This is a genomic window from Amycolatopsis sp. NPDC003676, assembly GCF_053587275.1.
In genome coordinates, this window is sequence record NZ_JBSFNS010000013.1 from 1 (window position 1) to 19,458 (window position 19,458).

18 protein-coding genes and 1 pseudogene are annotated in these 19,458 nt (G+C 68.6%); 17 read left to right on the top strand and 2 right to left on the bottom strand.

What is annotated here, in order from left to right; genetic code table 11:
- The 3 genes and pseudogenes from ACWDNU_RS10920 to ACWDNU_RS10930 form a co-directional block, all read left to right on the top strand.
- Positions 1-851: alpha/beta hydrolase (locus ACWDNU_RS10920; RefSeq protein ID WP_449668647.1), on the top strand; the 851-nt coding region annotated here is incomplete at its 5' end.
- Between the two features lie 80 nt (positions 852-931).
- Complete coding sequence (locus ACWDNU_RS10925) at positions 932-2,110, top strand: DUF3152 domain-containing protein (RefSeq protein WP_449668648.1); 1,179 nt, start codon at positions 932-934, stop codon at positions 2,108-2,110.
- 98 nt (positions 2,111-2,208) lie between these two features.
- Positions 2,209-2,889, top strand: a pseudogene (locus tag ACWDNU_RS10930) (ThiF family adenylyltransferase); the annotation flags it as partial.
- A 58-nt stretch (positions 2,890-2,947) separates the two neighbouring features.
- On the opposite strand, the gene ACWDNU_RS10935 reads toward ACWDNU_RS10930, so the two are convergent.
- Complete coding sequence (locus ACWDNU_RS10935; RefSeq protein ID WP_449668649.1) at positions 2,948-4,045, bottom strand: UDP-N-acetylglucosamine 2-epimerase; 1,098 nt, start codon at positions 4,043-4,045, stop codon at positions 2,948-2,950.
- Between the two features lie 111 nt (positions 4,046-4,156).
- Between ACWDNU_RS10935 and ACWDNU_RS10940 the strand changes: the two genes are divergently transcribed.
- From ACWDNU_RS10940 to ACWDNU_RS10990, 11 genes are all read left to right on the top strand, one after another.
- Positions 4,157-5,176: a glycosyltransferase family 2 protein gene (locus tag ACWDNU_RS10940; RefSeq protein ID WP_449668650.1), complete on the top strand. Its 1,020-nt coding sequence runs from the start codon at positions 4,157-4,159 to the stop codon at positions 5,174-5,176.
- Entirely contained in the window at positions 5,173-6,477 is a 1,305-nt protein-coding gene (locus ACWDNU_RS10945) for a hypothetical protein (RefSeq protein ID WP_449668651.1), read from the top strand. Before ACWDNU_RS10940 ends, ACWDNU_RS10945 begins: the two co-directional genes overlap by 4 nt.
- A gap of 83 nt (positions 6,478-6,560) precedes the next feature.
- Entirely contained in the window at positions 6,561-8,507 is a 1,947-nt protein-coding gene (locus ACWDNU_RS10950) for a DUF6541 family protein (protein WP_449668652.1), read from the top strand.
- Positions 8,508-8,513: 6 nt separating this feature from the next.
- Positions 8,514-9,272 (top strand): glycosyltransferase family 2 protein, encoded by a 759-nt coding sequence (locus ACWDNU_RS10955; protein ID WP_370933401.1) that lies wholly within the window; start codon positions 8,514-8,516, stop codon positions 9,270-9,272.
- A gap of 10 nt (positions 9,273-9,282) precedes the next feature.
- A complete protein-coding gene (locus ACWDNU_RS10960; RefSeq protein WP_370933403.1) occupies positions 9,283-9,720 on the top strand; it encodes a DUF2304 domain-containing protein in 438 nt (145 codons plus the stop codon).
- 44 nt (positions 9,721-9,764) lie between these two features.
- On the top strand, positions 9,765-10,241 hold the full coding sequence (locus tag ACWDNU_RS10965) for a uridine kinase family protein (RefSeq protein ID WP_370933404.1): 477 nt from the start codon (positions 9,765-9,767) through the stop codon (positions 10,239-10,241).
- Positions 10,242-10,668: 427 nt separating this feature from the next.
- On the top strand, positions 10,669-12,351 hold the full coding sequence (locus ACWDNU_RS10970; RefSeq protein WP_370933406.1) for an ABC transporter substrate-binding protein: 1,683 nt from the start codon (positions 10,669-10,671) through the stop codon (positions 12,349-12,351).
- An 87-nt stretch (positions 12,352-12,438) separates the two neighbouring features.
- Positions 12,439-13,440 (top strand): ABC transporter permease, encoded by a 1,002-nt coding sequence (locus ACWDNU_RS10975; protein WP_370933408.1) that lies wholly within the window; start codon positions 12,439-12,441, stop codon positions 13,438-13,440.
- Positions 13,437-14,372 carry an ABC transporter permease gene (locus tag ACWDNU_RS10980; protein ID WP_370933409.1) on the top strand — a complete coding sequence of 312 codons (936 nt, stop codon included), beginning with the start codon at positions 13,437-13,439 and terminating at the stop codon, positions 14,370-14,372. The genes ACWDNU_RS10975 and ACWDNU_RS10980 overlap by 4 nt, the downstream gene beginning before the upstream one ends.
- A gap of 4 nt (positions 14,373-14,376) precedes the next feature.
- Positions 14,377-15,372, top strand: a complete 996-nt coding sequence (locus ACWDNU_RS10985; RefSeq protein ID WP_370933411.1) for an ABC transporter ATP-binding protein — start codon at positions 14,377-14,379, stop codon at positions 15,370-15,372.
- Positions 15,369-16,481 (top strand): ABC transporter ATP-binding protein, encoded by a 1,113-nt coding sequence (locus tag ACWDNU_RS10990; protein ID WP_370933413.1) that lies wholly within the window; start codon positions 15,369-15,371, stop codon positions 16,479-16,481. The genes ACWDNU_RS10985 and ACWDNU_RS10990 overlap by 4 nt, the downstream gene beginning before the upstream one ends.
- Before the next feature lie 60 nt (positions 16,482-16,541).
- Here ACWDNU_RS10990 and ACWDNU_RS10995 read toward each other — a convergent pair whose 3' ends face one another.
- Positions 16,542-16,964: a YybH family protein gene (locus ACWDNU_RS10995; RefSeq protein WP_449668653.1), complete on the bottom strand. Its 423-nt coding sequence runs from the start codon at positions 16,962-16,964 to the stop codon at positions 16,542-16,544.
- A 101-nt stretch (positions 16,965-17,065) separates the two neighbouring features.
- On the opposite strand from ACWDNU_RS10995, the gene ACWDNU_RS11000 reads away from it, so the two are divergent.
- The 3 genes from ACWDNU_RS11000 to ACWDNU_RS11010 all read left to right on the top strand — a co-directional run bounded on the left by ACWDNU_RS11000 (position 17,066) and on the right by ACWDNU_RS11010 (position 19,402).
- The gene (locus ACWDNU_RS11000) at positions 17,066-17,440 is read left to right on the top strand and encodes a YciI family protein (RefSeq protein WP_370933416.1); all 375 of its coding nucleotides are present in this window, start codon (positions 17,066-17,068) and stop codon (positions 17,438-17,440) included.
- The gene (locus ACWDNU_RS11005; protein WP_449668654.1) at positions 17,437-18,630 is read left to right on the top strand and encodes an RNA polymerase sigma factor; all 1,194 of its coding nucleotides are present in this window, start codon (positions 17,437-17,439) and stop codon (positions 18,628-18,630) included. Before ACWDNU_RS11000 ends, ACWDNU_RS11005 begins: the two co-directional genes overlap by 4 nt.
- A gap of 109 nt (positions 18,631-18,739) precedes the next feature.
- Positions 18,740-19,402, top strand: coding sequence for a DedA family protein (locus ACWDNU_RS11010; RefSeq protein ID WP_370933420.1), 663 nt, complete (start codon positions 18,740-18,742; stop codon positions 19,400-19,402).
- Positions 19,403-19,458 lie beyond the last annotated feature (56 nt).

Here is a 19,458-nt window from a genome sequence, read left to right on the forward strand (position 1 = left end):
TGCACATCCGGCACACGCCCGGTCCCGACGGCACGCCCGCGGTGTACGTGCACGGGCTCGGCGGATCGTCCACGAACTGGACCGACCTCGCCGCGCTGCTCGCCCCGACCGCGCCCGGACAGGCCGTTGACCTGCCTGGATTCGGCTATTCGGAACCGGCGGACGGGTTCGCGTACAGCCTCGACGACCACGCCGAGGTCATCGCGGGCAGGCTGGAGCGGATCGGCAAGCCGGTCCATCTGCTCGGCAACTCGATGGGCGGCGCGATCTCGCTGCTGGTCGCGGCGCGGCGGCCGGAGCTGGTGAGAACTCTCACCCTGATCTCCCCGGCGATGCCGGACCGCCGCCCGGACCCGCGCCGGCTGTCCGATCCGCTGATGGCGCTGGCCTACCTCCCGGTGGTCGGGGCGCGGGTGCGCCGCCGGATGGCCGGGATGACCGCCCGCGAACGCGCCGCGCAGGTCATCAAGCTGTGCTTCCACGATCCGTCGCGGTTTCCGGACGCCCGGCTGGACGAACTGGTCGAGGAGCACGCCGCGCGCGCCGGCTTCCCGTGGGCGCTGGCCGCGATGGAGCGCAGCACGTTCGGCATCTTCCGGCGCTGGACCGCGCTCGGCGCCGGGTCGCTGTGGTCGGTCGCCAAACAGGTCCAGGCTCCGACGCTGGTGGTCTGGGGACTCCACGACCGGGTGATCTCGGTCAAGCGCGCGCTGCGGACCGCGCAGACGATTCCGCACGCCCGGATGCTGGTCCTCCCGCGCACCGGACACGTTGCCCAGATGGAACGTCCGCAGGTGGTCGCGCGGGCCGTGCTCGGTCTGTGGGAGGGCGCGGACCGGGGTACCTGGTAGCCCGAACGGGGGACCACTCGTCGCCGGGGAGCCCGCCAGTCGCTGCCGGGAACGTCGCCGCCGTGTGGCACCCTGGATCGGTGGACCGGCTGAAGCAGGACGCGCGAGCGAAAGACCGGCGGGGCCCGACCGCCGGGTCGGCCCGGCGTTCAGGGTCTTCGGGGTCGTCCGGTTCTTCCGGTTCGAGCGATCCGGAGTCCGACTCCCCGCGCGTCGGCCAGTACCGGCCCGCGCGCAAGCCCGCGCAGCGCGTCGGCGAGGACCGATACCGGCCGGGCGGACGGCGTACCAGCGCGGAGCCGCTCGCCGCCGCCTGGAAACCCAAGGACGACGCCGAGAAGCGTCCGGCGCCGAAGAAGAAGCAGTCGCCGTTCGCCCGGTTCGTGAAGACTTACGGCTGGCGCGTGTACGCGCTGCCGATCCTGGCCGTGATCACCGTGCTGGTCGCGGTCAACACCGCTTCCGGCCCGTCCGACGCGGGTACGGCGGGCAGCAGCGGCGAGGTCGCGTCCGGAGATTCGTCCTCGGGCGCGATCGACGGCGGCGGTGGCATCCCGGAGAACCCCGCGCAGCCGGTGAACCTCAACGTGCCCACCGCTGACCTGCCCAACGGCGGCAATTTCACCCAGACCGGCAAGGGCACCTGGCACGTCGTGCCGGGGGCCGGCGACGTCGTGGGCAAGTCCGGGAAGCTCTACACGTACACAGTCGAGGTCGAGGACGGCATCGATCCGGCGAGCTATGCCGGCGACGACAGCTTCGGCACCGCGGTGCAGGGCATTTTGTCCGATCCGCGCAGCTGGACGTGGAACGGCGAGATCCGGCTGCAGCGGGTCGACGCGAGCTATCCGAACCCGAGTTTCCGGGTGAGCCTCACCACGCCGGACACCACGCACCGGCCGGACGCGTGCGGGTTCCAGATCAAATTCGAAGCGTCTTGTTACCGGCGAAGCATGGGCCGGGTGCTGATCAACTTGTCGCGGTGGGTGCGCGGCGCGAAGGTCTACGGCTCGGACATGACGGGCTACCGGCAGTACGCCATCAACCACGAGGTCGGGCACGCGCTGGGCAACAACCACGTGGGCTGCCCAGGAAACGACCAGCCCGCGCCGGTGATGATGCAGCAGTCGTTCGGCGTGAACGACGACTACGTCGCGATGCTCAACAACATCCCCGGCGGCGACCGGGGCAAGGTCGCCGCGGACCATCACGTGTGCAAGCCGAACGCGTGGCCGAACCCGACCCCGCCGGGCCAGTAACAGAGTCTCACCATCTGGGAGCAGGGAAGTCCCTCTTGCCAGCGCGCGTTGGGGATACTGGGATCGACTACGCGACCCGCGCGAGTATGGAGGACCCGATGTCAGACACGGCACTGCCGCCGCTCGTCGAGCCGGCAGCCGAGCTCACCAAGGAAGAGGTGGCCCGGTACAGCCGTCACCTGATCATCCCGGACGTCGGGGTGGTCGGGCAGAAGCGGTTGAAGAACGCGAAGGTCCTGGTCATCGGTGCGGGCGGCCTCGGAAGCCCGGCGCTGCTGTACCTGGCGGCCGCCGGCGTGGGCACGCTCGGCATCATCGACTTCGACGTCGTCGACGAATCCAACCTGCAGCGCCAGGTGATCCACGGCCAGTCCGACGTCGGCAAGCTCAAGGCCGCGTCGGCGCAGGAGTCGATCGCCGAGATCAACCCGCTGGTCAAGGTGCACCTGCACACCGAGCGCCTCGAATCGGCGAACGCGCTGGAGATCTTCGAGCAGTACGACCTGATCCTCGACGGCACCGACAACTTCGCCACGCGCTACCTGGTGAACGACGCCGCGGTGCTGCTCGGCAAGCCGTACGTGTGGGGTTCGATCTTCCGGTTCGAAGGCCAGGTGAGCGTCTTCTGGGAGGACGCCCCGAACGGCAAGGGTCTCAACTACCGGGATCTCTACCCCGAGCCGCCGCCCCCCGGGATGGTCCCGTCCTGCGCCGAAGGCGGCGTGCTGGGCGTGCTGTGCGCGTCGATCGGCTCGATCATGGTGCGCAGCTCCGTCAGACGCCGACGCGATCCCGCGTTGTGGGCGCGTTGGTTAGGGGTGGCTGGTTGTGGCTGGGTTAGCAGTAGCCTAGTTGTGCGAGTGAGTTCACTACGATGTCGGACGGGTGGTATTTGTCCATCCAGGAATCGCTGCGGCGGTGTTCGTAGGTGTCTAGGAATTCCTGCAGTTTGTCGCCGCGCATTTCGGTCAGGATTACGTTTTCGCCGATTCCTACGTGGCGTTCGGTGCGGGCTCGGTGGACGGCGCACGGCAGGCCGAGGTAGCCGCATTCTTCTTGCAGGCCGCCGGAGTCCGTGACTACGTACTCGGCTCGGGCGACTAGCGGCAGGAACTTCAGATACCGCATCTTCGGCTGGGCGATGAACTTGTCGTCGAACAGGTTGTCCAAGCCCAGGGCCCGGATCTTTTCCCGCTCGGGGGCGCCTGCCATGTACAGGATCGGCATCTTGCGGCTCTGCGCGCGCAGGATTTCCAAGACCTCACGGTACTTATCCGCGCGGGAGACCAGTTCGAATCGGTGCAGGGTTGCCAGGCCGAACTTTTCCGGCAAACCAGGGACATCCAGCGGCTGGTCTACGACTTGGCGCATCGAGTCGATCGCCGTGTTCGCTTCCGTGTTCACCACGACACCGCGGGCGTTGCGCAGATTCTGCACCTCGCGCTCGCTGGGGGAGAAGTGGATGTCCACCAGCCTCCCGGCGATTTTGCGGTTCAGTTCTTCCGGCAGCGGCGACAGAATGCTGCCCGACCGCGTGCCCGCCTCGATGTGGCCGACGCGGGCCTTCAGCACCTTCTTGCCGATCAACGCCCCGTACGGCGTCGTGAACGTGTCGCCGTGCACCAGCACCAGCGGCGGGCGGCCGTCCGACGACAACCGTGCGCGCAGTTCGGCGCGGCGGCTCCACGCGGTGCGCATGACCTGCGCCGCCCAGCCCGGCACCTGGGCCGGGGATTCGAGATTGTGCGCCTGCGCACGCGGCACGAACCACAGCGCGGGTTCCGGGAGCTTCAAATCCGAGAGCACGTCCGCGACCTCGTCCACGTGCTGTGCGGTGAACCAGATCTCCGGTTTCGCTCCGCGTTCGGCGACGCGATGGAAGACCGGCGCGATTTTGATCAGTTCCGCGGTGGTGCCGACAATGAACGAAATCACCGTGGATCACCCAATCTCCGGGCCGGCCACAGCCGGGTGAACAGCAGGTCAACGGCGCGGGCCAGGATGCTGTGCGCTCCGCCCCGCCCGGTACAGGGTAGCCTCGCCGGGGTGAGTGCGAATCCGCCCCTCCCGTCGCTCAGCGTCGTCATTCCGGTCTACAACGAACAAGACTGGATCGACCGCAGCGTCGGCGCGCTGATCGCCTCGGCCGAGGCGGCGCGGTGGCCGGTGGAAATCCTTGTCGTGGACGACGGGAGCACCGACGGCACGCCCGCCCGGCTCGCCCGGCTGCGCGACCAGCACGGCATCACCGTGCTGAGCCAGTCCAACAGCGGCCGGTTCGAGGCTCGCCGGGCCGGAATGGCGAAGGCGTCCGGCGAATGGCTGCTGCTGCTGGACAGTCGCGTGCTCGTGGACACCGGCAGCCTCGGTTTTCTGCGCGACCAGCTGACCGGCCACCCGGAACGCACGGCCTGGAACGGCCACATCAACGTCGCGTCCGAACGCAATCCTTACGCCGGTTTCATGGCCGGGCTCGTCGCATTCTCGTGGCGCAAGTACTTCGCGGATCCGAAGCTGACGTCGTTCGGTATCGAGGAATTCGACCTGTACCCGAAGGGCACCGGATTTTTCTGCGCCCGCCGCGATCTGCTCGAGGGCTCCGCCGCCGCTTTCGAATCGCTGTTCGACGACGTCCGGCTGGCCAGCGACGACACCCGCATGCTGCGCTGGATCGCCGAACGCGCGCGCATTCACCTTGCCCCGCAGTTCTCCGGGACCTACCACGGCCGCGATTCGCTCAAGAAGTTCTGGGCGCAGTCGTTCTTCCGGGGGACCACATACGTGGATTCCTACCTCGGTTCGCCCGGGCCGGCGCGCACCGCGCTGTTCGGCGCGCTCGCGGTCGGCGCGGTCGGAGCCGGACTGGCGGTGAAGAAGCCGAAAACGACTGCCGCGCTCGGGATCGCCGGGTCGGCGGCGGCTGCGGCCGCGGTCAAGAAGTGCGGGGCCAGCACCGCCGAGGCGCGGGCGGTCGGCACCTTGCTGCCGGTGTTCGCGGCCGGGTTCGGTTCGGGTGTGTTCCGCGGGTTGTTCCTCGCCTTGCGCGCTCGGCTGCGGCGCCGATGAGCGTGGCGGACACCGGCGAGGCGGCCAACGGTGTCGTCCGGGACACCCATCGCACCGCGGGCAAGCTCGGCGGTTCGCTGATCGTGGCGATCATCCTCGGCTACGTCCTCACCGTCGCCTGCGCGCGGCTGCTGCCGCCGGACCAGTACGCGACCTTCCTCACCTTCTGGGGCCTCCTGATGGGCCTCGGCAGCGCGTTGTCCCCGCTGGAGCAGGAGCTCTCCCGGCAGTCCGCGACGGCGGCGCTGACCGGCGGCGTCGCGGGTCGCGGAGCGCTGCGCGCGGTGGCCGTCTCGGCGGCGGCCGCGGGGGCGTTCGGGCTGGCGCTGCTCATCCCGCCGATCAACGACCGGCTGTTCCACGGCACCTGGGAACTCGCTCTCGTGGTGGTGGCCGGCGGGGTCGCGTTCGCCTGCCAGTTCGGCGTGCGCGGCCTGCTGATCGGCCAGCACCAGGTCAAGCACTTCGCCGGGCTGATCGTCGCCGAACCCGCGGTCCGCGCGCTGGTGCTGGGCCTGCTGGTGATCGCCACCGCGTACCGGCTGGTGCCGCTGGCCTTGGCGGTCGCGGCCGGATCGTTCGCCTGGCTGCTGTTCATCCGCAAGGCGTGGCGGCTGCTGGACGTCCGCGCGGACGGCGACGGCTGGGGGGTCACCAGCCGCCGGATGCTCATGCTGCTGCTCGGCGCGGCGCTTACCGCGACGGTCATCACCGGGTACCCCGCGCTGGTCGGCCTGCTCGCCCCCGGCGGCGACCGGGAGCGGCTCGGCGCGGTGTTCGCCGCGCTGGTCATCGCCCGGCTGCCGCTGACGCTGGTCGCGCCGGTGCAGTCGCTCGCTGTGCCGTTCGTGGTGCGGCTTTCCGCCACTGCGGACGGCCGGAGCAGGCTGCGCCGGGTGCTGCTGCTGGGCACCTTCGCCGCGCTCGCGCTGGCCGCGCTCGGCGCGCTGGTCGGCATGCTGATCGGGCCGTGGGCGGTGCAGTTCGTCAACGGCCCGAAGTACCAGGTGGACGGCTGGGCGGTCGCCGGGCTCGTGTGGTCCTCGGTGCTGCTGGTGCCGATGCAGTTGCTCACCGCCGTGCTGGTGGCGCGCGCTCAGGCCAACCGCGTGTTGATCACCTGGGCAGTGGTCGCGGTCACCGCGTCCGCGTTGTTGCTCGCGGTTCCGGGCGACACCGTGCTGCGCGCCGTCGTTTCGCTCGCCGTCGCTCCGATGGCCGGGCTCGTCGTCGTACTGGTGTTCGTACTCGCCAATTCGTCCGCGGAAGCAACGTCTGACACGGGTGAAGCGTGTTCTTAGCGTCGCAGTAGTGTGAGTTCCGAGCCGCCGGTTCCCGGCGCGCGTCGGATGGCGAAAGCCAATCAGGGTTGGATTCGAATTCGATGAACGTTCTTTTGGTGCTGCTTGCATTCTGGGTGCCTGGGCTCGTCTTCGGAGCGGCCATCCGGTTGCGCGGGTGGACGCTCGCGGCGGCGGCGCCGCTGCTGACGTTCGGGATCATCGCGCTCGGCGTCCCGGTGCTGGGCGGCCTCGGCATCCGCTGGTCGCTCCTCGACGTCGTGCTGTGGACACTGGTGCTCGCCGCCGTCGGCTTCGGCCTGGCGTTCGCGGCACAACGGCTGCGTGCCCGCAGGCACCCGGACTGGGCGGGCGAGGAGCCGGAGAAGCTGCCGCTGCGCGACCACCTCGTGATGGCGGCGGGCGTCGTCGTCGCACTGGGCGTGGGCACGGTCACTTTCTTGCGCGGCGCCAACGGGATCAACACCGTCCAGCAGGGCTGGGACGCGCCGTTCCACGGCAACCTGATCCGCTGGATCGCCGAACACGGCGACGCCCGGCCGTCCACTGTGGGCACTATCGCCAACCTGCCGAACCAGGGCAACTACTTCTATCCCGACACGTATCACGCCTTGCTCGCGCTGGTTTTCGGCAAGGGCGGGCTGACCATGATGCCCACGCTGAACCTTGCCGCGCTGGCGGTGATTTTCACCGTGCCGTTCGGGGTCGCCGCGCTGTGCCGGGTCTGGGGAATGCCCGCGCTCGGCACCGCCGCGGCCGCCGCGGTCAGCACGTGGTTCAGCGCCTTCCCGTACGACTCGTTGTGGCGCGGTCCGTTGTGGCCCTACGTCGCCGGGGTCGCATTGGTTCCGGCGATGCTGGCGCTCGGCCGCTATTTGCTGAAGCCGAACGGCATCGCCGGTCCGGTCGCGATCGGGGTCGGCGTGGCCGGGTTGTGCGGTCTGCACACCAGTGTCGTGTTCGTGGTCGTTGTTTATTTCCTGCTCATTCTTGTCGCCGTTCTCTGCCGTTTCGAGAAGATCGAATGGCGGCGCAGCCTGCCTTCGCTGATCGCGACCGGAGTGCTGGCGATCGTGCTCGGCGTGCCGCTGGTGCTGCCCTCGCTGTACAACGCCGGCGGGGTCACGAGCGCGTACTGGGCGCCGGAGACCACGCTCGCCGGCGGCTTGGGCCAGACGATCACGTTTTCCCCGATGTCGGACTTCCCGCAGTGGTGGATCGGCGTGCCCGCGTTCGTCGGGCTCGTCCTGCTGGTGCGGCACCGGCGGATGCTGTGGCTGGTCGCCGCGTACGTCGTGTTCGGCGGCCTCTTCATGCTGACGGTGTCGATCAACTCGCCGATCATGCAGAAGATGACCAGCCTCTTCTACAACGACCACTGGCGGATCGCCGCGCTGGTGCCGCTGGCGGGCGCGGTCGCGTTCGGAGAGTTCGCGCACACCGCCGCCGCCTGGTTCGCGCGGAAGGTGCAGCCGCGGGTCAACCTCAAGCCGGCCATGCTCGGCGTGGTCGGGGTCGCACTGCTGCTGGTGGTGTGCGGCGGCCTGAGCAAGGGCGGTTACGCCGGCCGCAACGCGAGCCGGCTGGCCGTCACCTACCAGGACGGGCCGACCGTTTCCAAGGCGGAGGAAGCCGCCTTCGCCTGGCTGGGCCAGCACACCGTGCCGGGCGAGCGGGTGATGAACAACCGGTCCGACGGGTCCGCGTGGATGTACGCGCTGGCCGGAGTTCAGCCGGTCGAGTGGACCTTCTACGGCGCCGAGGCGAACACCAAGGCCGCGTACCTGAGCGCGTGGGTCAACGACATCGACAAGTACCAGCAGGTCCGCGCCGACCTCACCGACCTGCGGGTGCGTTATCTGATCCAGGCCAGGGGGAAGGCCGCGGAAAACGCGATCGAGTCCGTCGGCGTGGCGCGGGTCCGGCCCGGACCGCAGTTCCGCGTGGTGTTCCACAACGAGGGCGCGACGATCTACGAAATCGCCGGACAGTCCGGCGTGACCGCCCCTACCACGGCGAACGGTCAGTAAGCGGTTATGGTGACTGCCGTGTCCAGCACATCCGTGAGCACTCGACGCGTGCTCATCGTGATGCCCGCGCTCAACGAACAAGACAGCGTTGCTTCGGTGCTCACCCAGGTCAAGCAGTCGCTGCCGGCTGCGGACGTGCTGGTGGTCGACGACGGTTCGACCGACCGCACCGCCGAACTCGCCCGCGCCTGCGGCGTCCGGGTGGCCCGGCTGTCGGTGAACCTCGGCGTGGGCGGCGCGATGCGCACCGGTTTCCGTTACGCCGCCGCACGCGGCTACGACGCTGTCGTCCAGGTCGACGCGGACGGCCAGCATGACCCGGACGAGGTCGGTGCCTTGCTGCGGCTCCTCGACGAGGGCGCCGACATCGCGATCGGCTCCCGGTTCGCCGGCAAGGGCGCCTACCGCGCGGTCGGGCCGCGCAAGTACGCGATGGTCGCGCTGTCGCTGGTGTTCAGCAGGCTGTCCGGCAGCAAGCTCACCGACGTCACCTCCGGGTTCAAGGCGATGGGCCCGCGCGCGATCCGCCTGTTCGCCGGCTACTACCCGGCCGAGTACCTCGGCGACACGGTCGAGGCGCTGGTCATGGCGATCCGGGCGCAGCTGTCCATTCGGGAGACTCCGGTGGTCATGCGCGAACGGGCGGGCGGCAAGCCGAGCCATTCGCCGGTGAAGTCCGCGGTGTACCTGGGCCGCGCGGGGCTCGCCCTGCTGCTCGCGCTCGTGCGCCGTCGTCCGTCCGTCGACTCGTCCGCAGCGGCGTAGGGAGGCTGCCATGGCAGGCTGGCAGGTACTGAGCATCGTCATCGCGGCGCTGGTGCTGCTCGTCGTCGTCGAGATGATGCGGCGGCGCAAGCTGCGCGAGAAGTACGCCGGCATCTGGCTCGTGGTCGCGCTCGGCGTCGTGGTGCTCGCGGTGGTCCCGCCAGTCGCGGAGTTCCTGGCGCATCTCACCGGGGTCGCCACCCCGTCGAACTTCGTGTTTTTCCTGGCCGGCGTGGTGCTGGCGCTGGTCGCGTTGCAGCTTTCGACCGAGGTCGGGCACCTGGAGGAAGAGGTGCGGACCGCGGTCGAGGAGACCGCGTTGCTGCGCTGCGAACTCGAAGACACCCAGCGCGACCTGGAAGCGCGCATCGCCGAGCTGGAGAAGCGCACGTCCGCGCCTGACAATGTGGACGGCCTGCCCGAAGCGAGCCCGGCACGCGTGCTCTGATCTCCGCACTGCTCGCCGCTCCGCCCCGGCTCGGCGGCGTCCGGGTGCTCGCCATCGACGGTCCGTCCGGGGCCGGGAAGTCCACTCTCGCCGCTGAGACGGTCGACGCTCTCGGCTCGCGCGCGGCGCTGGTCAGTACTGATGCCTTCGCCACTTGGGACGATCCCGTCGCGTGGTGGCCGCAGCTGGAAGACGGCGTGCTGACGCCGCTGGCGCAAGGCAGGCCCGGCGAGTACCGCAAGGTGGACTGGACCTCCGGCACGCCGCGGCCCGGTGTGCTGGTGCGCGTCGAGGTGCCCGAGGTGCTGGTGCTGGAAGGCGTCTCGAGTGGACGTCAGGCGGTCCGGTCCCGGCTTTCGCGGCTGTGCTGGATCGAGGGCGGCACCGAGGCTGAACGGTTGTCCAGGGCAGTCGCCCGGGACGGCGAAGCGGCCCGCGGCGAACTGCGGCGCTGGCAGTTGTTCGAACGCGGCTGGTTCGCTGTCGACGGCACTCGCGAGGCCGCGGACCAGCTGGTCTGAACAACCGGAATGCCTGCTCGACATCGGTTTGCGGCCAGCGAAAACGGCTATTGCGCGGAATGCGCGAGCACTGGAAACTCGAGTGCATTCGGGCTGTTTCAGTGCCCTTCGCGGGCAACTCCGAAGGCCCGTCGCAGGGGTTCCGGAACATCCACGGCACCCGGAACGGACAACCCGCTCCGCTAGGCCAACCGGGTGAGCAAACCGCCACTCAACGTACCAAACCGGCGGTTTTCGCTACGCAGAGCGCACAATTGCCGACACGTTGCGGTCAATTTGGGGTTTACGTAGCGCGATCGTAACCTCACGTGCTTAAGCGGGGGCCGAGTTCCCGCTAGTGTCACCGAACACACCGATCGCACTGGTCTTCCCGAACTGACCGCCGACGGTGAATTTCGATACACCGAACATTCCCAAGGGGTGCCAGATGCAGCAATTGCGGCTGACCCGAACACGCCGGGCAGCTCTGATCGGACTCGCGGGCGCGCTCGCGGTCTCGCTGTCCGCGTGCGCGGAATCGAAGCGCGACGAGTCCGGAGGCGGTGGTTCCGGGGGCACCATGGTCTTCGGCAACACCGGCAACCCGAAGATGTTCGACCCGATCTTCAACGACGAGGGCGAGACGTTCCGGATCACCCGGCAGATGCTGGACACGCTGATCCAGAACAAGCCGGGCACCGCTGACCTGGCCCCGTCGCTCGCCACGAAGTGGACGCCGAGCAACGACGGCAAGACCTGGACGTTCGATCTCAAGCAGGGCGTGAAGTTCAGCGACGGCACCGCGTTCGACGCGAAGGCCGTCTGCTTCAACTTCGATCGCTGGTACAACATGAAGGGCGCCACCGCCCAGAGCCAGATGATCTACTACGGCGACGTCTTCGAGGGCTTCAAGAACAACGAGGGCACCACGACCGGCAAGCCGGTCTACCAGAGCTGCGAGGCGAAGGACGACCACACCGCGGTCCTGAACCTGACCCGCGCGAAGGGCGCCTTCCCGGCCGCGTTCACGCTGCCGTCGTTCGCGATCCAGAGCCCCACCGCGCTGCAGAAGTACAACGCGGACAAGGTCACCGGCTCCGGCACGTCGATCACGTACCCGGAGTACGGCTACAAGCACCCGACCGGCACCGGCCCGTTCAAGTTCGAGAGCTGGGACCAGGGCAACGGCCAGATCACCTTGGTGCGCAACGACACCAGCACGATGCCGCAGCCTGCCAAGCTGGACAAGCTCGTGTTCAAGGTGATCCCGGACGAGAACGCCCGCAAGCAGGCCCTCAAGGCCGGCGACATCAACGGGTACGACTTCCCGGCCCCCGCCGACTACGGGCTGCTGCGCAACGACGGCGAGCAGGTGCTGATCCGCCCGTCGTTCAACGTGCTCTACCTCGGCATCAACCAGAGCGGCCCCAACGGCGCGAAGCTGCAGAACCCGAAGGTCCGCCAGGCGCTGGCCTACGGCATCAACCGCGAGCAGTTCGTGCGCTCCAAGCTGGCCGAGGGTTCCGAGGTCGCGACCGAGTTCGTGCCGAAGGCGATCTCCGGCTACACCGACGACGTGACCAAGTACCCGTACGACAAGGACCGCGCCAAGCAGCTCCTGAAGGAAGCCGGCGCCGAGGGCATGACCATCAAGTTCTACTACCCGACCGAGGTCACCCGGCCCTACATGCCGAACCCGGCCGACACCTACACCGCGATCTCCGAGGACCTGAAGGCCATCGGCATCAACGTGCAGCCGGTCGCCGAGTCGTGGAACGGCGGGTACAAGGACGACGTGCAGCAGAACGGCAAGCAGGACATCCACCTGCTCGGCTGGACCGGTGACTACAACGACGCGGGCAACTTCGTCGGCACCTTCTTCGGTCGCAAGAAGCCGGAATTCGGCTTCGACAACCCGGATCTGTTCAAGGCGCTCGCCGACGCGGACGCCGCGCCGGCCGGCGACGCGCACACCAAGGCGTACCAGGACGCCAACAAGAAGATCATGGACTACCTGCCCGCCATCCCGATCGCCTACCCGACGCCGGCGATCGTGGTCGGCCCGAAGATCAAGGGCGTGGTGGCCAGCCCGCTCACCGACGAACGCTTCGACACCGTCACGATCGGCTGACGTGCACCACTGAGCAGCCAGGCCAAGGGCAGGCGCTACCGCGCCTGCCCTTGGCCTCGTTCCCGGGCTGTACACAAAGGACTACTCGTGCTCCGTTTTCTCGTGCGTCGGCTGCTACAAGCGATCCCGACGCTCCTCATCCTGTCCATCCTGGTGTTCGCCTGGTTGCGCTCACTCCCCGGCGGGCCCGCGTCCGCTCTGCTCGGGGACAAGGCGACGCCGGAAAAACTGGCGAACCTGAACCACGTGCTCGGCCTCGACCAGCCGATTTTCGTGCAGTACTTCAAATTCCTCGGCCGTGCGGTCACCGGGGATTTCGGCAATTCGCTCGTGTCGTCCCGGCCGGTGATGTCGGAGATCGGCACGTTCCTTCCCGCCACCATTGAACTGGGCATCACCGCGATGATCATCGCCGTGGTGGCCGGCATTTCGTTCGGCTATCTCGCCGCCCGGTTCCGCGGCCAGATCGTCGACAACGTCATCATCGTGCTGACCCTGGTCGGCGTCGCGGTGCCGATCTTCTTCCTCGGCTACATGATGCAGGACCTGCTTTCCACGCCGCTCGGACTGCCGTCGCAGGGCAGGCAGGCTCCCGGCATCGACGCCACCGTCGTCACGCATTTCGCCATTCTCGACGGAATGATGACCGGCGAATGGGACGCGGTCTGGGACGCGATCAAGCACCTCATTCTTCCCGCCCTCGCGCTCGCCACCATTCCGCTCGCGGTGATCACCCGGATCACCCGCGCGTCGGTGCTCGACGTGTTCAACGAGGACTTCATCCGCACCGCGAACTCCAAGGGCCTCACGCAGCCCGTGGTCCGCCAGCGGCACGTGCTGCGCAACGCCCTGCTGCCGGTGATCACCACGATCGGCCTGCAGACCGGCGCGCTGCTCGGCGGCGCCGTGCTGACCGAGCGGGTCTTCAACTTCCGCGGCCTCGGATTCCTTCTGGCGGAAGGGATCGACAAGCGGGACTACCCGCGGCTGCAGGCGCTGCTGCTTCTCGGGGCACTGGTCTACGTGCTCGTGAACATGCTCGTGGATATTTCCTACGGGCTCATCGACCCGAGGGTGCGTGTGCGGTGAACACTCTGCTGAACAAGAAGAAAGAGCCGATCGACAAGCTCGCCGCCGCGTCGGCGGGCGGGCGCAGCCTCGGCGCCGAGGCGCTGCGCCGGATGCTGCGCAGCCCGGTGGCGATCGTCGGCGGCGTCATCACCGTGCTGTTCCTGCTGCTGGCGATTTTCGCGCCGCTGCTCGCGCCGAAGGACCCGCAGGTCCGGTATCTGCAGGACAAGGTCATCCTCGGCCGGGGCATCATTCCGGGCGCACAGCCCGGATTCCCGCTCGGCGTCGACGACTTCGGCCGCGACTTCCTGTCCCGGCTGCTGATCGGCGCGCAGCAGACGCTGCTGGTCGGCGTGCTCGCCACGGTGATCGGCGTGCTGCTCGGCGCGCTCATCGGCGGGCTCGCGGGCGCGTTCGGCGGCTGGGTCGACACCGTCCTCATGCGCATCGTCGACGTGCTGCTGGCGTTTCCCTCGCTGCTGCTGGCGATTTCGATCGCGGCGCTGTTCGCGAAGCCGAGCCAGTGGACGGTGATCATCGCGGTGTCGATCATCGGCGTGCCGATTTTCGCCCGGCTGCTGCGCGGTTCGATGCTCGCCCAGCGCGAGGCGGACCACGTGCTGGCGGCGACGTCGCTCGGCGTGAAGCGGACGACGATCGTGTTCCGGCACATGCTGCCGAACTCGCTCGGCCCGGTGATCGTGCAGGCGACGCTGACCCTGGCGACCGCCATCCTGGAGGCCGCGGCGCTGTCGTTCCTCGGTCTCGGCGACCCGGACCCGACCCGCGCGGAGTGGGGATTGATGCTGGGCAACGCTTCCCAGCACTTCCTCGACATCCGGCCCGAGCTGGCTTACTACCCGGCGATCGCGATCATCATCGTGGCGCTCGGGTTCACGCTGCTCGGCGAGTCCCTCCGCGAAGCCCTCGACCCGAAGAACCGGCGGTGACCCCGTGGCACTTCTCGAAGTCCGCGACCTGAAGGTCGTGTTCCAGCGCCGCGGCGAAAGCCCGTTCACCGCGGTCGACGGCGTGAGTTTCGACGTCGAACCCGGCCAGACGGTCGGGCTGGTCGGCGAGTCCGGCTGCGGCAAGTCGGTGACCTCGCTCGCGATCATGCGGCTGCTCGCCAAGCGCGGCAACACCGTCAGCGGTTCGGTGCGCTTCGAGGGCACCGACCTGCTGACCCTGTCCGACCGCGAGATGCGCGACCGGCGCGGCCGCGATCTCGGCATGGTGTTCCAGGACCCGCTGTCCTCGCTGAACCCGGTCATCCCGATCGGGCTGCAGATCACCGAGGTGCTGGAGCGCCACCGCGACATGCCGCGCAAGAAGGCGCGGATCGAAGCGGCGGAACTGCTCGACAAGGTCGGCATTCCCGACCCGACGCGGCGGCTTTCCGAGTACCCGCACCAGCTTTCCGGCGGGATGCGCCAGCGCGCGCTGATCGCGATCGCGCTGGCGTGCCGTCCCCGGCTGCTCATCGCGGACGAGCCGACCACCGCGCTCGACGTGACGATCCAGGCGCAGATCCTCGCCCTGCTGCGGGAACTGGTGCAGGACACCGGAACCGCGCTGGTGATGATCACGCACGACCTCGGCGTCGTCGCCGGGCTCTGCGACGAGGTCAACGTGCTTTACGGCGGCCGGATCGTGGAGCGCCAGGAACGGCATTCGCTGTTCGCGCAGCCGAGGCATCCGTACACGCACGGCCTGCTGGCCTCGATCCCGCGGCTCGACGAGGGCCGCGGCGAGAAGCTGGTGCCGATCCGCGGTTCGGTCGCCGACAACATCCCGTGGGACGGCGGTTGCGCGTTCGCGCCGCGCTGCCCGAACGCGGTCGCGGCCTGCCTGGAGCATTCGCCGGAGCTCGTTCCCGACCGGAACGGCTTGCTGCGCTGCCACAACCCGGTGCAACCCGCCGTGGCGGCAGGAGGAGGAACCCGATGACGGTGGCGAACACCGACGAGGTGCTGCTCGAGGTCACCGGCCTCAAGGTGCACTTCCCGATCAAGCGCGGCATCGTCGTGGACCGCACGGTGGGCCACGTGTTCGCGGTCGACGGGGTCGACCTGTCGATCCGCCGCGGCGAAACCTACGGCCTGGTCGGCGAATCCGGCTGCGGCAAGTCGACGCTGGGCCGCGCGATCCTGCGGCTCAACGAGCCGACCGACGGCAAGGTCGTCTTCGACGGCACCGACGTCGCGAAGCTCAAGGGCGAGCAGTTGCGCAAGGCGCGGCGGCGGATGCAAATGGTGTTCCAGGACCCGATGTCGAGCCTGGACCCGCGCCAGTCGGTCGAGTCGATTCTCGTCGAGGGCATGCGCGCGCACGGGCTCGACAAGGACAAGGAATCCACCGCGAAACGGCTGCGCGAGCTGCTGAACGCGGTCGGCCTTCCGGAGACCGCGCTGCGGAAGTATCCGCACGAGTTCTCCGGCGGTCAGCGCCAGCGCATCGGCATCGCGCGTGCGCTGTCGGTGGAGCCGGACCTGATCGTCGCCGACGAACCGGTGTCCGCGCTGGACGTTTCGGTGCAGGCGCAGGTGGTGAACCTGCTGGAGGATCTGCAGGAAGAGCTCGGTCTCACCTACGTGGTGATCGCGCACGACCTCGCGGTGGTCCGGCACATCTCCGACCGGATCGGCGTGATGTACCTCGGCGCGTTGGTCGAGGAAACGACGTCGGAGGAGCTGTACCAGAACCCGCTGCATCCCTACACGCGCGCGCTGCTGTCGGCGATCCCGGTGCCGGATCCGGTGGTGGAGGACAGCCGGGAGCAGATCCTGCTCGCCGGTGACCTTCCTTCGCCGGCCAATCCGCCGTCGGGCTGCCGGTTCCACACGCGCTGCCCGTGGAAGCAGGAAAGCCTGTGCGACACCGATCGTCCGCAGCTGCGCGAGATCGGGGCCGGGCACCGGGTGGCGTGCCACTACGCGGAGGACATCCGCGACGGGCGGATCCAGCCGCACAAGGTCGAGGTGGAGCTGGTCGACGCCGGGGCGCTGAACCCCGACCTCGGACCGCCGGACGTCGGTTCGGCCGCCGAGATCCTCTGAACCGTCCGTGAGGGGAACCCTGAGGGAATCTGATTCCCTCAGGGTTCCCCTCACGGCTTTTCAGGGCTGGAGATCGACGGCGGCGCGGAACGAACCGTCCATGTGGAACGGCGTCGAGCTGTGCTCGTGCGAGATCAGCCAGCCGTTTTCGCGACGCTGCAAGGCAAACGTGCTGCGGAACCAGAGAGTGAACGATTCGCTCTGGCCTTGCGGGGTCGCGGTCAATTTGGTCAGCGCTGTCACCACCGCCAGATCGCCGGACACGGTGATCTCCTCGTCGTGGTAGGTGCGGGAAATCGGACCATCGAAGGTGCTGAACCACTGCGTGACGTACTCCGCGGAAGCGCCGGTCGTGCGCAGCGGCGGGGCGAGGTCGAACCGGACCGCCTTGTCCGCGTAGCAGGCGACGAGCCGCTGCGGGTCCTTCGCGTGCGTCGCGGCGGTGTGCTCGGCCAGCAGGTCGCGGATCTCGTTCTCGGACATTTTGTGTTCTCCTTTTCCCGGATGCGGGTTACGTCCGGGACGTCGAAGCTGTCCGCGCGGCTTCGACATCAGGGGTAGAAAACTTTTCGAGGAGGCTTCGGATGAAGTATCTGGTCCTGATCTACGGCAACCCGGCGTCGCGCGCGGCCTGGGCGGGGATGACCGACGAGCAGAAGGCTGAGGGCCTGCGCGCCTACCAGCGGTTCCACGAGGAGCTGGAAGGCGAGCGGATTGTCTCCGAGCGGCTGGCCGCGCCGGAACTGACGAAGCAGGTCCACGTGCGCACCGACGGTGTGAGCACCACCGACGGCCCGTTCGCCGAGATCAAGGAACAGCTCGCCGGGTTCTACCTGCTCGAATGCGATTCGGAGGCCCGCGCGCTGGAGATCGCCGCGCGGATCCCGGAGGCCCCGTTCGCGACGATCGAGGTGCGGCCGGTGATGGGCCTGACCGGCGACGTGGACTTCGAGCTGTGATCGACGGCCTCCTGCGCGATCTCATCCCGCAGGTGCTGACCGCGCTCGTGCGCCGCTACGGCGATTTCGGCAAATGCGAGGACGCCGTGCAGGAGGCGCTGCTCGCCGCCGCCGTGCAATGGCCGAAGGACGGGGTCCCGGACAATCCGAAGGCCTGGCTCATCACGACGGCCTCCCGGCGGCGGATCGAGATGTGGCGCAACGAAGCCGCGCGGATCCGTCGTGAGGAGACGGTCGCCGCGCTGGAACCGCCGTCCTTCGAACTCGTGCCGCAGCAGGACGACACCCTCACCCTGCTGTTGCTCTGCTGCCATCCGGCGTTGACCCGACCGTCGCAAGTGGCCCTCACTTTGCGCGCCGTCGGCGGCCTGACCACCGCCGAGATCGCGCGGGCGTACCTCGTCCCGGAGCCGACGATCGGCCAACGGATCAGCCGGGCGAAACACAAACTGCGCGGTGCGGAGTTCGCTCTGCCGCCGCAGGACGAGCTGCCGGAACGCGTCGCCGCGGTCTTGCAGGTGCTGTACCTGGTGTTCACCGAAGGCCACACCGCTAGCTCCGGCGACGCGGTGAACCGGGTCGAGCTGACCGCCGAGGCCATCCGGCTCACCCGGCAACTGCACGCGCTGCGGCCTGCCGACGGCGAGGTCGCCGGACTGCTCGCCCTCATGCTGCTCACCGACGCCCGCCGCCCCGCCCGCACCGGCTCGGACGGAATCCCCGTGCCGTTGGCGGAACAAGACCGCTCGCTCTGGGACGCGTCCGCGATCGCCGAAGGCAGCGCACTCATCGAACACGCGCTGGCGACCACCCCAGTCGGCCCGTACCAACTGCAGGCCGCCATCGCCGCGGTGCACGACGAAGCCCCGACCGCCGCCGCCACGGACTGGCCGCAGATCTTGGTGCTGTACGACCTTCTCCAGCAGATCGCCCCCGGCCCGATGGTCACGCTCAACCGCTTAGTCGCGCTCGCCAGCGTCGAAGGCCCGGCGCTCGCGCTGAGCGAACTGGACGCCGCCGACGTGGACCACTACCGCGCCGACGTCGTCCGCGCACATCTCCTGGAACTGTCCGGAGACCCGCGAGGCGCGCACGACTGCTACGTCCGAGCCGCGCAGCGCACCTTGAGCCTGCCGGAACGGGAGTACTTCGAATCGCGCGCTTTGCGTGTTATGTCGGAAAAACCCTGAAAAACCCCTGCCGGAAGGCGGACCCCACCCCCGACTCCAGGTGGACGCGAGGATCGCCGCGAGCTGGGTACCCTGCGGAGACCAGGCACGAATCACAAGGGGGTTGGCAGTGAACATCGACCACGTGCTGGAGGCGATCCCTCCGCTCTCGGTCTACCTGTTGGTGGGCTTGGTGGTGATGGTCGAAAGCCTGGGCATCCCGCTGCCGGGGGAGATCGTGCTGGTGAGCGCGGCGCTGCTGGCGTCGTCGCACAGCGGGCTGAACCCGGTGTGGATCGGCGCGCTGGCCACCGCGGGCGCGATCATCGGCGACAGCATCGGATACCTGATCGGCCGCAAGGGCGGCAAACGGCTGTTCGCGTGGGCGGGCCGGAAGTTCCCCAAGCATTTCGGCCCCGATCACATCGCGAGCGCCGAACGGATGTTCCACAAACGCGGCATGTGGGCGGTGTTCTTCGGCCGGTTCGTCGCGGTGCTGCGCATCCTGGCCGGCCCGCTCGCGGGGTCGCTCAACATGCACTACCCGCGCTTCCTGATCGCGAACGCCCTCGGCGGCATCGTGTGGGCGGGCGGAACGACGGCGCTCATCTACTACCTGGGCGTGGTCGCCGACAAGTGGCTGAAGGGCTTCCAGTGGGCAGGCCTGGGAGCGGCGTTGGTGATCGGCGTGGTGGTGACGCTGGTGCTGAAGAAGCGCATGGCCCGCCACGCGGCGGACTCGGCGTCGTCCTCGTCCTCTTCGTCGGACGAGAAGAACGACGCGGTGGCCTGAGGTTTTCGCCCCTGAAATCCCCCGGTGAGTCCGCGGACTCACCGGGGGATTTCTGT

Coding starts and splice junctions, on each gene's coding strand:
- ACWDNU_RS10945 (WP_449668651.1), top strand. CDS start 5,173: ATGAGCGTGGCGGACACCGGCGAGGCGGCCAACGGTGTCGTCCGGGAC.
- ACWDNU_RS10950 (WP_449668652.1), top strand. CDS start 6,561: ATGAACGTTCTTTTGGTGCTGCTTGCATTCTGGGTGCCTGGGCTCGTC.
- ACWDNU_RS10955 (WP_370933401.1), top strand. CDS start 8,514: ATGGTGACTGCCGTGTCCAGCACATCCGTGAGCACTCGACGCGTGCTC.
- ACWDNU_RS10960 (WP_370933403.1), top strand. CDS start 9,283: ATGGCAGGCTGGCAGGTACTGAGCATCGTCATCGCGGCGCTGGTGCTG.
- ACWDNU_RS10970 (WP_370933406.1), top strand. CDS start 10,669: ATGCAGCAATTGCGGCTGACCCGAACACGCCGGGCAGCTCTGATCGGA.
- ACWDNU_RS10990 (WP_370933413.1), top strand. CDS start 15,369: ATGACGGTGGCGAACACCGACGAGGTGCTGCTCGAGGTCACCGGCCTC.
- ACWDNU_RS10995 (WP_449668653.1), bottom strand. CDS start 16,964: ATGTCCGAGAACGAGATCCGCGACCTGCTGGCCGAGCACACCGCCGCG.
- ACWDNU_RS11000 (WP_370933416.1), top strand. CDS start 17,066: ATGAAGTATCTGGTCCTGATCTACGGCAACCCGGCGTCGCGCGCGGCC.